Raw genomic sequence first — 11,826 nt, forward strand, 5'->3', positions numbered from 1 at the left:
CTCATGAGGATCGGGCGCCCTCGACGAAACATGTTGATCTTGGCCGCCGCGATCCTCTTCGTGGCGGACGGGGCATTCGTCATCGATCGGCTGGTGGTCCACCGGCTGCGCGCCTGGACGATCTACATGCCCGAGCTGGAGCAATCACAGCGCCAGAATCCGTTCTCCCTCCTTTTCACCTCGGAATTCTGGGACCCGAGAATTCCGCCATCGTCGGCGATCAATCCATTTCAACTCGACCGGCCTTCGATGATGCGCGACCTGCTCGCCTGCCGCCCCGAAACCTTGGTCTTCGAACATATGTCCGAGATGCTGCCTATTCGCTATTATGGCTATGCCCGAGACCCGGCCTTCGCTGCATGCGTAACCCGCTCGCTCCCGACCGGATATGCGTTGGCTGAAGGCGAGTTACCTCCGGAAATCCCGCCCGTCATTCCCTGACAACCGGGCAGCCGCAGCCATCCGGCGCGACGTAGACGAACGCCGTGCGCCCCGATCCCAGCATCACCTCGATCCGCGCATAGGTGTCGCCCTCATAGGCGTCGACCGCGGGCAGGTCGGCGGCCTCGATCGCCAGCGCCGATCCGATGATCGGCGCGGTCACCGCCGGATCGCGGCGCAGGATCAGATGGACCTCGCTGCCGCTCGCGCCGATCACGTCGGGGTCGGTGATGGTGACATGGTCGACGCGGAAACCGGCCAGGCTGTCGGGATCGCCATCGAGGAGACGCCCGAACACCGCACGCTGGACCTCGGGCTGGCGCAGGGTGCCGTAGGAGAAGATGATCATGCGGCCCGTCGTAGCGCGGTCGTCGCCCGAACAGGAGGGATTTCGTCCGGGTTCGGCCGGATGGTGCCCGACGCGCGCCCCGCCGGTCTGGCCAAGCGGCCTCGCCCGCACTACATGCGGCGCATGACGATCGCCGATATCGATGCGTGGCTCGGCAAGACGCTGTTCCTGCCGCCGATCATCAAGCTGTGCCAGATGACCCGCCAGACCCAGTTCGCGGTCTCGCGGCTGTTCTGGTTCCTGACCGCGCTCGACCAGCTCCGGCTCGCCGAGACGATGGCGTCGAAGATCATCGCCGGGCTGTTCAGCCTGGCGATGATGGTCAGCGCGTCGTTCCGCGCCGACCTGCCGTCCTTCTCGATGCTGTGGTTCCGCATGATGGCGCTCGCCTTCCTGGCGCTCGACCTGGCGCACGGGGTGACCGCCAACGACTGGCGCGGGGTCGAGATCTGGGTGCTGGTGCTGTTCGCCGAATATGCCGCGACGATCCGGACGATCCCGCCCGCCGAGACGAAGCAGAAGAAGACCGCCTCGCGGCCCGCCGACGTCCGTTCCTGACGCCGGTCAGCCCGCCATCGCCGCCCGGATCGGCGCATGGGCCGCGGCATGGATATGGTGGCCGCGGAAATCAGTGAGCGCGGCGACGATCCGGTCGGCGACGCCCTGGGCGCCGTCCCTGTCGACGATCGGATCGATATAGCTGACCCGGACGCAGGTGCCCGCGACCTCGGACAGCAGCGCCGCGGTCAGCCCCTTGTGGCCCGCGCTGCAGCTCGACCAGCGCTCGCGGCCTTCGGGGGGCATATAGTCGAACATCGCGCCGACATTGACGATATGCCCCGCATTGCGGACCCGCATCATCGGCAGCAGCGCGTGCGAAAGCGAGGACGCGGCGACGACGCCCGCGAGATAGCCGGCCAGCAGCGCCTCGATCGGCCCCTCGGCATCCTGTTCGCAATGGCGGATGCTCGCCATGTTGACGAGACCGTCGACCGGGCGCCCGGCGAGCGCCTCGGTGAGGATGGCCAGCCCGCGCGCGGTGGTGACATCGGCGGCGATCGTCTCGCTCACATCGGCCGACAGGCAGCTGTCGATGGCGACGACCCGGGCCCCGGCGTCGCGAAGCCGCTTCACCACCAGGCTGCCGAGGCGCCCGGCGGCGCCGGTCACGACAATCGTCCGGTTTTCGTTCAGCACCACCATCCTGCCCCCCGCTTTGCCCCGCCATGGGATAGACGGCGCCGAACGGACCGGACCGTAACCGTGCGGCGCGTCAGGACGATGAACCCAAGCGCTCCGGCCGCGTTGACCGGGCATGACGATGAACATCGAAGGATCCGAACTGGTGGCGGCGGTGCGTGCGGCCGCGGCGCGCCACAGCCTGACCTGGGACCAGTTGGTGCCGAGCAGCTTCGTGATCGACCTGAGCGCCGAGGCCGCCGAGGAGGAGGCGTATCGCGAGATGGCCGAGGTCAAGAAACGGCTGCGCGACCATATCTGCGCGACCTACGGCATTTCGATCCGGGAACTCAGCAGCCTGGCGATGCCTTGAGCGCGGCCAGCGGGCGTTCGTGGAACGGCGCGGCTTCGCGGTCGATCACCGTCTCGACGATCCGCCCGGCGAGCCGCGCGGCCGCTTCGCCGCCATGCTCCCCGCGAGGTTCGACATGGGTGACGGCGACGCCGCTGCCCGCCAGTTCGCCGCGCAGCGCCTCGCTCAGTCCCTTGAGCCCGGCTTTGGCGCTCGACCATTTGACGAAGCCCGAAAGCGGGGTGTCGCCGAACGGCGCACCGACCGTGACGATCTGGCCTTGGCCGCGCGCCTTCATCCCCGGCAGCAGCGCCCGCGCGATCATGGCGGGCGCGATCAGGCCCGTCGTATAGCCCGCCCATAATTGCTCGATCGACCGGTCGCCGGTCTCGCTATCGGCGAGGCCGGCGAGGTTGATCAGCACGTCGACCGCCCGCCCCGCGATCGACCGGCACAGCGCCTCGATCGCTTCGCGGCCGGCGAGATCGGCGAGGATCATCTCGTCGGCGTCGATCGCCGCCGCCTGATCGACCCCGACGACCCGCCCGCCGGCGGCACGGAGCGCCTGCGTGACGAGAGCCCCGACCCGACCCGCGGCGCCGGTGATCAATATCGTCCTGTCGTCGAGCCGTCCCACGACCTTCTCCCCGATCGGGCCGATCGCGATCCGCCCATCGACAGCAGACGCCGCCGCTGGTGCAGACCCGCACCCGGGCCGGGAAACTATTTTCGGATCGCATCTCCGGCTTGACCCCGGCCGAGCGGAGCGCCAAGCCGCCGGAAGCGATGGGGCGGCGGAGGCGATCCTGAAGATAGCGGTCGTGGACGAAAGCGCGGCACGCGCCGCGGTGATCGCGGAGGGACTGCGCGAAGCGGGCTTTTCCGACATCCACCTGCTGCTCGAACGGCGCGGGCTGGTCGCGGCGCTGCACGCGCTGTCGCCCGACGTCGTGCTGATCAACCTGGAGAATCCCGGCCGCGACGTGCTCGAGGAGAGTTTCGCGCTGTCGCGCGCGCTCGCCCGGCCGATCGCGATGTTCGTCGACCAGTCCGACGAGCGCTCGATCGCCGAGGCGGTCGATGCCGGCATCTCGGCCTATGTCGTCGACGGGATGCGCAAGGAACGGATCAAGCCGATCCTCGAACTGGCGGTGCGCCGCTTCAACGCCTTTTCGCGGCTGCAGGTCGAACTCCACGAGGCGCGGTCGGCGCTCGCCGAGCGCAAGGTCGTCGACCGCGCCAAGGCGATCCTGATGAAGCGCCGCAAGATCGACGAGCCCGCCGCCTATGCGCTGCTGCGCAAGCAGGCGATGGACGGCGGCCGCCGCATCGCCGAGATCGCCGAGGCGCTGGTCACCGCGGAGAGTTTGTTGGGAGGCGATCTATGAGCCTGTTCCGGATCGGCTTCGTGCCGCTGGTCGACGCCGCGCTGCCGATCGTCGCGCACGCGCTGGGCCTTGCCGAACAGGAAGGCGTGGCGATCGAACTGCACCGCGATTCGAGCTGGGCGACGGTGCGCGACCGGCTGATCTACGGCCAGACCGACGCCGCGCATCTGCTCGCGCCGCTGGCGATCGCGACCTCGATGGGGCTTGACCGGCCGGCGGTGCCGCTCGCCGCCCCGTTCATGCTCGGGCTCAACGGCAATACGGTGACGGTGTCGACCCGGGTGGCGGCGCTGCTCGGCGACTATCGGGTGAACGACGTCGCCGATACCGGCCGGCGGCTGGCGGCAGCGGCCAGGGCGGAAGCCGAAAGCGGCCGCAAGCTGCGGCTGGCGGTGGTCCACCGCTATTCGAGCCATAATTACATGCTGCGCTACTGGCTCGCCGCGTCGGGCTGCGACCCCGACCGCGACGTCGAGATCGTCGTGGTGCCGCCGCCGTTCGTCGCCGATGCGCTGGCGATCGGCGAGGTCGACGGCAGTTGCGTCGGCGAGCCGTGGAACAGCGTCGCGGTAACCCATGGCGACGCGGTGATCGTCGCGGCGACCAGCCAGATCTGGAACCGCGGGGTCGAAAAGCTGCTCGCCTTCCGCCGGCCCGCGCTCGACGAACGCCGTGCCGAGGTCGAGGCGCTGCTGCGCGCGCTCCACCGCGCCGGCACCATCGTCAGCGATCCGCGCCGCCGCGCCGAGGTTGCCGATCTGCTCGCCCATCCCGACCATATCGGCCAGCCCGCCGAACTGATCGAGCGCGCGCTCGCCGGCCGGCTGATGCTGCGCCCGGGGGAGGAACCGACCCCGGTCGAGGATTTTCTGGTGCTCCACCGCGAAGCCGCCAACTTCCCGTGGCGCAGCCAGGCGATGTGGCTCTATTCGCAGATGGTGCGCTGGGACCATGCCGACCTTGCCGGCCATGATTTCCAGGAGGCCGCCGACGTGTTCCGGCCCGATATCTACCGGTCGGCGCTGGCCGGCACCGGCGCCAACCTGCCGGGCGCGAGCGCGAAGGTCGAAGGCGCGATCAGCCGGCCGACCGGTGTCGGCAGCACCAGCGGGCGGCTGATCATGGGGCCCGACCGCTTTTTCGACGGGCAGTCGTTCGATCCCGACCGGGCGCGCGACTATGTCGAATCACAGGCCAAGTAGCGCTGGTTCCAGCGGGCGCGATGCACGGTCGGCGCGCAGCCGCTGGAGCAGATCCTCGAGCGCGAGCGGGCGACTGTAGCGATAGCCCTGGGCGAGCCCGACCGCCATCGCCCCGAGCAGCCTTTCCTGCTCGGCGGTCTCGACGCCCTCGGCGATCAGGCACAGGTCGAGGTCGCGCGCCATGTCGATGATCCGCCCCGCAACCTGGCTCGACGCCGACTCGGTACCCAGCGACTGGACGAAGATCCGGTCGATCTTGATATAGTCGATCTCGAGCCGGGCGAGATGGCCGAGGCTCGAATAGCCGGTGCCGAAATCGTCGATCGCGATCCTCACGCCGATCGCGCGCAGCCGCCGCATCGTGCTGCGCGCGAGATCGACGTCGAGCAGGCTGCGCTCGGTCGCCTCGACAATCAGCTGGCCGGGCGCGATGCCCGACCGGTCGAGGAAATCGCGGACCTGGTCGACGACGTCCTCGCGGTGCATGTCGTCGGCGGCGAAATTGACCGCGATGTGGAGCCTTGGCGCGGTCGGCAATATCGACCGCGCATCGGCCGCGAGCAGATCGAGGACATGCGCGGTGAGCTGGCGCATCAACCCGGCCTTTTCGGCGATCGCGACGAAACGGTCGGGCGGCATCGCGTCGCCGCGGCTGCGCCGCCAGCGGATCAGCGCCTCGACCCCGACGATCCGCCCGGTCGGAAGATCGACGACCGGCTGATAGACGAGATGGAATTCGCGCGCCTTGAGCGCCTGGCGCAACAGCCCCGGCAACGAGGCGCGGCCATGGACGACATAGATCAGCACCGCCGACAGCAGCAACCCGACGGCGATGCCGAGCGGCACCAGGATCATCGCCGCCTGACGGACGAAGCCCGCGGCATGGGCGATCGGCAGCGATGCCACCGCGCCGAGATCATAGCGTTGCGAATGGACGATCGCGACCATCCGGTCGCCGCTCTGGAACACTAGGTCGCCGGCCGGGCCGGCACCGAGCCAGGCCGGCGCGACATCGCCCCGCATCGCCATCAGCCGGCGCTTCGACGCGGTGAATATGCCGACCGCGAGGTCGGGTGCGGTGTCGACGAAGCTGAGCACCAGCTCCTTGTGGACGATCCCGACGAAGCTGCCATAGCCGACCATCAGATAGGATCGGCGCGGATCGATCAGCCGCACGTCGGTGCGGATGCTGGTGCCCTTGCGCGAGACGAAATCGGGCCTGCCGACCTCGAAGCCGCGCCGCCCGGCGAAGGACGAGCAGGTCATGCGGGTGCCCTCGACATGGCCGACCGCCTGCAGCAGCGTCGAGCCGAGGTCGATCTGGCGCATCCGGTCGATCCCGGCATCCGAACAGATCGTGGCGTCGTCGAAGCCGGCGATCGCCTGCGTGCCCGCGATGAGCTGATCGGCGGTCATTTCGGAGCGGGCAAGCGCGCTGCGCGCCTGGCCGAGCAGATAATCCTGCTCGCGCTCGATCGCCTGGCGCCGTGCGAGGTTGAGCGAAGCCGAGATCGGAAGGCCGGCGGTCAGGAACACCCCCGCCACGATCGTCGCCGTCAGCCGGCTGAAAAACTTCATCGTCGCCCCTCTCCCGGCGCCGCCTAGCATGGTCGGGGTGCGAATTGGTTAATGACCGCGACCATGTCCCGCGACGGGATCGGTCGCGCGGCCGATACGCGATCTCGAAGATGCTGACGCATCCTCGATCGATATGCTCAAGCGCCGCTCGGGCTGATACCGGACCACGATGAGTCAAGCTCATCGGGATCCGGTATCACATCGTCAGCGGCCGGTCGTAACCGGTGAGCTCGAGATAGCCGCGCCCGCCCGCGGTGCGGACCGCACCTTCCCAATAGACCGGCAGGCCGCTGCGGCGGCCGTCGAGTTCCTGCGCGGCGAACAAGGGCGTCAGCCGCCAGCGGCGGATACCCTCGGGCAGCCGGATGCTGAGCCGCTGCGCGACCGGATAGACCGCGCCGGTCGCAGGACTCCGCCATGTCGCGAGCGGCTGGAAGGCGACGTCGCCCGGCCCGAGCACCGCCACCGTCCCGTCGGCACGGCGCAGCGATCCCCCCGCCCAGACGGTGCCGCCGCCCTTGCGGCGGATCCGGAACGCCATCAGCGCGCTGCCGTCGTCGAAGTTGAGCCCGGTCCAGTCCCACCCCTGCGCATCGGGGGCGAGATAGTTGGACGACCATTCGCGATCGAGCCACGCCTCGCCGGTGACCGCGACCGCTGCGCCGCCGCGGATCACGGTGCCGCGCACCCGCAGATGCGGGATCGAATAATAATGGCTCGCTTCCTCGGGCTTCGGCCCCTTGCGGCTATAGCCGCCCTGCCCCTGGAGCAACGGCTTCTGGGTCGGCACGAAACCGAGATCGAGCACGAAGCCATCAGCGGCGATCCGGCTGGTCCAGCGCCCGTCGGGCAGGCGGCGCAGCTGCCAGTCGCGGATCGCGACATCGGCGTCGCCGACGCGCGCCCCGGCCAGGCCGAACCCCGCCCGCGCCGCGCGCTCGCCGTGGAGCAACCGGCCGGTTCGGGCATCGGACAGCGCGGCATGCGCGAACATCACCTGCCGCGCGGCGAAGCGGCTGGGGTTGGCGGGATCGACCGGCGGCCGGGTGCGGAAGAAGGTGACCTGGAAACCGAGCGGTTCGCCGCTCCGGGTGCGCAGCCAGCCGGTGACATACCACCATTCGGTGCGGAAATCGGGATGCGCGCCATGATCGCGCGGGAAACGCATCACGATCCCCGGCCGCACCATGGGATAGGGCGTGGCCGCCGCGGCGGCGACGCTCAGCGCGGCGATCGATAAGGCGAGGAATCGCAGCAGCTTCATCACCAGTCCTCGCGCACCGACTGAACCGCCCCGCGCGCGGTCGCGCGGCGCCCCGCGAGCATCGCGGTAAGCGCCGCGGCGATCGTCAGCGCCGCGGCGACCGACAGCAATGTGCCGAACGGGATGCGGGTCGCCATCGTCCAGTTGAACGATTGCGGGTTGATCACATGGATCAGGATCTGGGCGAGCACCAGCCCGAGGCCGATCCCGGCGAGCGCCCCGGTCAGCCCGACGATCGCCCCCTCGGTGGCGAGCATCGCGGTCAGTTGCCGCCGGGTCAGGCCGAGATGGCGCAGCATCCCGAACTCGCGCTCGCGCGCCATCGTCTGCGCCGACATCGTCGCGGCGACCCCGGCAAGCCCGACCAGGATCGCCACCGCCTCGAGCAGATAGGTCACTGCGAAGCTGCGGTCGAACAGCGTCAGCGCGAGCCGGCGCAGCGTCGCGGGCTCGGCGACCTCGACCTGCTCGCGCAGCGCCGCCGGCAGCCGCGCCTTCATCGCCGCGGCGACCGCACCTGGCCTCGCTCCCGGCCGCAGCCAGGCCGACAGCTCGTCGCGGCCGGTGTCGCCGGTCAGCCGCTGATAATCGCCCTCGTCGACCAGCACCGCCCCCGCCTGCCGCGCATAGTCGCGCCACACCCCGGCGACCGCGAAGCGGGTGCGGCCGGCGACAGGAAGCGTGATGATGTCGCCGGGGTTCCAGCCATAGAGGCGCTGCGCGGGTTCGGAGACCCAGACGGGCAGCATCCCTGGCTGCAGCGTCTCGGCGCGATCGATCAGCACGAGCAGCGGATCACGGCCGTCGCGCTCCGGCCGGGCGATCAGCATCACCGGCGGACGATCGGGCGCGATCGTCAAAGGCTGCGACCGGCTGAAGCTGAGCCGTGCAACGCCCGGAACCGCTGCAAGCGCGGCGCGGTCGGCCGGATCGAAGCTCGCCCCGACTCCGCTGCGCAGATAGAGATCGGCGCCGAGCACGTCGCCGAGCCAGTCGTCGACCGCGCTGCGGAAACTCGTCACCATCACCGCCATCGCGATCATCAGCGCGGTCGAGGCGACGATCCCGCACAAGGCGGTCGCCGCCTCATTGGGGGCGCCGTGGAGATGGCGGACCGCGAGCAGCCGCGGGACATGGCGGCCGGTGCCCCGCGCGAGCGGCGCCAGCAAAGCGCGCGCGAACCACGGCACCCCGGCGATCCCGCCCGCGAGCAGCAGCCCGATCCCGACGAACCCGAACAGCGGCAGCCCCGCGACCGGCGGTAGCAGCGCGACTGCGCTCCCGGCGGCCAGCAGCACCGCCGCAGGCCACCAGGCGACCAGCGCCCGCGGATCGATCATGTCGCCGGCGTTCTTGAGCGCGGCGGCCGGGGCGGCCCGCGCGGCGAGCCGGGCGGGCAAGGCGCTGCCGAGCACCGCCGCCAGCAGGCCGAGCGCGAAGAAGCCGATCGCGGCAACCGGCAGGAAGACCGCCCGCAATGTAACGCCGCCGAAATAGCCCGCACCGAGATCGCCGCCGAGCCAGTGGAGCGCGCCCCAGGCAAGGCCATAGCCGGCCGCCAGCCCGGCCATCGACCCGACCATCCCGATCGCCAGCCCCTCGACCACCACCGCGGCGATCACCCCGCCGCGCGACAGGCCGAGCGTGCGCAGCAGCGCGAAGGCGCGCTGGCGGCGGACCACCGCCAGCGACTGCGCCGAATAGACCAGGAAGCCGCCGGTCAGCAACGCGACCAGCGCCAGCATGTCGAGGTTGATGCGATAGGCGCGCGACAGCGCATCGCCTTGCGCATTCTGCGCCTCGGCGCTCGATAGCACCGCATCGGCGGGCAGCAGCGCGCGCAGCGCCGCTTCGGCCGCCGGGCGATCGGCGAGCGCAAGATCGACCCGGTCGATCCGGCCGAGCCGCCCGAACCGCCACTGTGCGGCGGCGATGTCGATCACCCCGAACGCCGCCGCCTCACCCGCCGCCGGCAGTGTCCCGGCGATCCGCAGCGATACGCTGCGGCCATTGGCCAGCACCGCCACCGACTGGCCGACCCGCAGCCCCGCCTGGGCGAGCGCGGCGCGCGACAGGAACAAAGCCGCCTCGTCGAACGCGCCGTCCTTGCTCTGGTCGGGGCCCTGCGGCCGCAGCCCGACCAGCGTCGGCGTCACCGCGGCGGCGCGGATGACGTCGATCCCGAGCAGGGTCAGCCGGGTTTTGCCGATCCGCGCGTCGAGCCGGACCACCGGACTGGCATCGGCGACCCCGGCGGCGCGGACGATGCGCGGATAGAGGGTCTCGTCGAAGCCGAGCCGGCTGGTCGCGCGCACCGACAGGTCGGCGGCGCCGCTGACCCCGCGCATCGCCCCGTCGAACGAAGCCAGCGCCGATCCGTTGACGATATGCACCGCGAAACCGAGCGCGACCCCGACCGCGATCGCCACCGCGGTCAGCAGGAAGCGCGCGGGGTGGAAGCGCGCTTCGCCGCCGATCAGCCAGAGAAGCGCCAGCCGGCCGGACGACAGGCCGGGCTCAGCGCCCACGTTCGACCAATCCGTGTGCGGTCAAGGTCAACACCCGGTCGGCGACCGCCGCGGTCGCCTCCGAATGGGTCACCATCACCGCCGCCGCGCCGCCCTCGCGCACCGCCGCGCCGAACAGCGCCAGCACCCGCGCGGCGGTGTCGGGATCGAGATTGCCGGTCGGCTCGTCGGCGAGGATCAGCGCCGGGCGGTGCACCAGCGCACGGGCGATCGCCACCCGCTGCAGCTCGCCCCCCGACAGATCCCGCGCATAGCCGGCGCCGCGCCCGCCGAGCCCGACCGCCTCTAGCATCGCCTCGGCGCGCGCCTGCGCTGCGGCGGCATCGGGCGAGACGAGCGCCAGCGGCAGCGCGACATTCTGGCGCAGGGTCAGATAGGGCAGGATATGGAAAGCCTGGAACACGAACCCGATCCGCTCGCGCCGCACCCGCGTCCGCGCGGTCTCGTCGAGCGGTCCGAGCACGACCCCGTCGACCGCGACGCTGCCCGCATCGGCATCGTCGAGCCCGGCGAGGATGTTGAGCAAGGTCGACTTGCCGACCCCGGACTCGCCGGTGATCGCCACCAGTTCTCCCGCCCCGACATCGAGATCGAGGTTGCGGAACAGGCTGCGCGGGCCGGGCACGCCCTTGGCGAGCGCGCGGACGGCAAGGAGAGCGGGCGGCATCATGGCATGGGTTTGGGGGAGTGCGGGGGAAGCTTCAAGGGTGATCGAGCCCCGTCCCACCCACGTCATCCCGGCGGAGGCCGGGATCTCAGGAGGTTAGCGCGCGCCCTTGCCTCCCGAGATCTCGGCCTTCGTCCATTGGCGCTGACTTAACCCGTCGCCCCGTACTGGTTGCGGGGTCCATGGCTGGTGCGTCGAGTGCCATGCCTAAAGAAAGAAGAGCAGATAAGCCTGGGTTCAACCCCGAGCGGCGGTCTGCGCGGCGATAGCCATGGCCCCCGCAACAAGTGCGGGGCGACGAAGAAGAAAGGTCGCCCCTCACTCCCGGTTGCGCTGAAACTGCGGCACATCGAGCGGCTTCACCCAGGGCAGCCGCCGGATCACCCAGCTTTCATATTGCGGTGCGAATGCCGCCGGGTCGTCGAAGCTCGCCAGCGACAGCTCGATCTCGGGCCCGGCGAAGCTGGCGACCCGCGATCCGCAGTGCGGGCAGAACAGCCGGCGATAATCGCGGGTGCTGTCCCAGCCGGCGGTCTCCCCCGCGAGCTGGACATGATCGCGCGCGAAGATCACGAACGGGAAATAGGCCGAGGCATGCGCCTTCTGGCAGGTCAGGCAATGGCACAGCCCGCAGCGTATCGGCGGGCCGCGGACGATGAAATGGACCGCGCGGCAGGCGCAGCCGCCCGAGCGGACCTTGCCGATCCGCACCTTGCCGGCGCGGATCTCGATCTGGGTCGGAACTCTGCCACTGTCGTCCATAGCCCGGAAAACGCGCGATTCCGCGAAAAGATGCCCGTTCCCGCTTGTCGAAGCCAACGCCTCCTTCCCGTCATTCCGGCGAAAGCCGTAATCTCTTTGCCTTTCGCGGGCGCAAG

General features: G+C 70.3%; 13 protein-coding genes. 5 read left to right on the forward strand and 8 right to left on the reverse strand.

Annotation, left to right across the window (positions count from 1 at the left end; all coding sequences use genetic code 11):
• The first annotated feature begins 39 nt into the window (after positions 1-39).
• Positions 40-441 carry a hypothetical protein gene (locus AC1RM6_RS18480; protein WP_493103853.1) on the forward strand — a complete coding sequence of 134 codons (402 nt, stop codon included), beginning with the start codon at positions 40-42 and terminating at the stop codon, positions 439-441.
• Here AC1RM6_RS18480 and AC1RM6_RS18485 read toward each other — a convergent pair.
• Positions 431-790 (reverse strand): gamma-glutamylcyclotransferase family protein, encoded by a 360-nt coding sequence (locus AC1RM6_RS18485; RefSeq protein WP_493103854.1) that lies wholly within the window; start codon positions 788-790, stop codon positions 431-433. The two genes, AC1RM6_RS18480 and AC1RM6_RS18485, sit on opposite strands and share 11 nt — an antisense overlap.
• 123 nt (positions 791-913) lie before the next feature.
• On the opposite strand from AC1RM6_RS18485, the gene AC1RM6_RS18490 reads away from it, so the two are divergent.
• Positions 914-1,348, forward strand: coding sequence for a hypothetical protein (locus AC1RM6_RS18490; RefSeq protein WP_493103856.1), 435 nt, complete (start codon positions 914-916; stop codon positions 1,346-1,348).
• 6 nt (positions 1,349-1,354) lie between these two features.
• On the opposite strand, the gene AC1RM6_RS18495 is transcribed toward AC1RM6_RS18490, so the two are convergent.
• Positions 1,355-1,993 carry an SDR family NAD(P)-dependent oxidoreductase gene (locus tag AC1RM6_RS18495; protein ID WP_493103857.1) on the reverse strand — a complete coding sequence of 213 codons (639 nt, stop codon included), beginning with the start codon at positions 1,991-1,993 and terminating at the stop codon, positions 1,355-1,357.
• A 118-nt stretch (positions 1,994-2,111) separates the two neighbouring features.
• Here AC1RM6_RS18495 and AC1RM6_RS18500 point away from each other — a divergent pair, with 118 nt between their 5' ends.
• The gene (locus tag AC1RM6_RS18500; protein WP_493103859.1) at positions 2,112-2,342 is read left to right on the forward strand and encodes a hypothetical protein; all 231 of its coding nucleotides are present in this window, start codon (positions 2,112-2,114) and stop codon (positions 2,340-2,342) included.
• On the opposite strand, the gene AC1RM6_RS18505 is transcribed toward AC1RM6_RS18500, so the two are convergent.
• The gene (locus AC1RM6_RS18505; RefSeq protein WP_493103860.1) at positions 2,320-2,958 is read right to left on the reverse strand and encodes an SDR family NAD(P)-dependent oxidoreductase; all 639 of its coding nucleotides are present in this window, start codon (positions 2,956-2,958) and stop codon (positions 2,320-2,322) included. The two genes, AC1RM6_RS18500 and AC1RM6_RS18505, sit on opposite strands and share 23 nt — an antisense overlap.
• A gap of 169 nt (positions 2,959-3,127) precedes the next feature.
• Here AC1RM6_RS18505 and AC1RM6_RS18510 point away from each other — a divergent pair, with 169 nt between their 5' ends.
• Both AC1RM6_RS18510 and AC1RM6_RS18515 read left to right on the forward strand, forming a co-directional pair.
• Entirely contained in the window at positions 3,128-3,709 is a 582-nt protein-coding gene (locus tag AC1RM6_RS18510; protein WP_493104096.1) for an ANTAR domain-containing response regulator, read from the forward strand.
• A complete protein-coding gene (locus AC1RM6_RS18515) occupies positions 3,706-4,911 on the forward strand; it encodes an ABC transporter substrate-binding protein (protein WP_493103861.1) in 1,206 nt (401 codons plus the stop codon). Before AC1RM6_RS18510 ends, AC1RM6_RS18515 begins: the two co-directional genes overlap by 4 nt.
• On the opposite strand, the gene AC1RM6_RS18520 is transcribed toward AC1RM6_RS18515, so the two are convergent.
• The 5 genes from AC1RM6_RS18520 to AC1RM6_RS18540 all read right to left on the reverse strand — a co-directional run bounded on the left by AC1RM6_RS18520 (position 4,897) and on the right by AC1RM6_RS18540 (position 11,710).
• A complete protein-coding gene (locus tag AC1RM6_RS18520) occupies positions 4,897-6,489 on the reverse strand; it encodes an EAL domain-containing protein (RefSeq protein ID WP_493103862.1) in 1,593 nt (530 codons plus the stop codon). The two genes, AC1RM6_RS18515 and AC1RM6_RS18520, sit on opposite strands and share 15 nt — an antisense overlap.
• A 196-nt stretch (positions 6,490-6,685) precedes the next feature.
• A complete protein-coding gene (locus AC1RM6_RS18525; protein ID WP_493103864.1) occupies positions 6,686-7,753 on the reverse strand; it encodes a lipocalin-like domain-containing protein in 1,068 nt (355 codons plus the stop codon).
• Entirely contained in the window at positions 7,753-10,281 is a 2,529-nt protein-coding gene (locus tag AC1RM6_RS18530) for an FtsX-like permease family protein (RefSeq protein ID WP_493103865.1), read from the reverse strand. The genes AC1RM6_RS18525 and AC1RM6_RS18530 overlap by 1 nt, the downstream gene beginning before the upstream one ends.
• Positions 10,271-10,948, reverse strand: coding sequence for an ABC transporter ATP-binding protein (locus tag AC1RM6_RS18535; protein WP_493103869.1), 678 nt, complete (start codon positions 10,946-10,948; stop codon positions 10,271-10,273). Before AC1RM6_RS18535 ends, AC1RM6_RS18530 begins: the two co-directional genes overlap by 11 nt.
• Before the next feature lie 318 nt (positions 10,949-11,266).
• A complete protein-coding gene (locus AC1RM6_RS18540; protein WP_493103873.1) occupies positions 11,267-11,710 on the reverse strand; it encodes a GFA family protein in 444 nt (147 codons plus the stop codon).
• Positions 11,711-11,826 lie beyond the last annotated feature (116 nt).

This window comes from Rhizorhabdus sp. GW822-FHT03C02, from assembly GCF_058801765.1.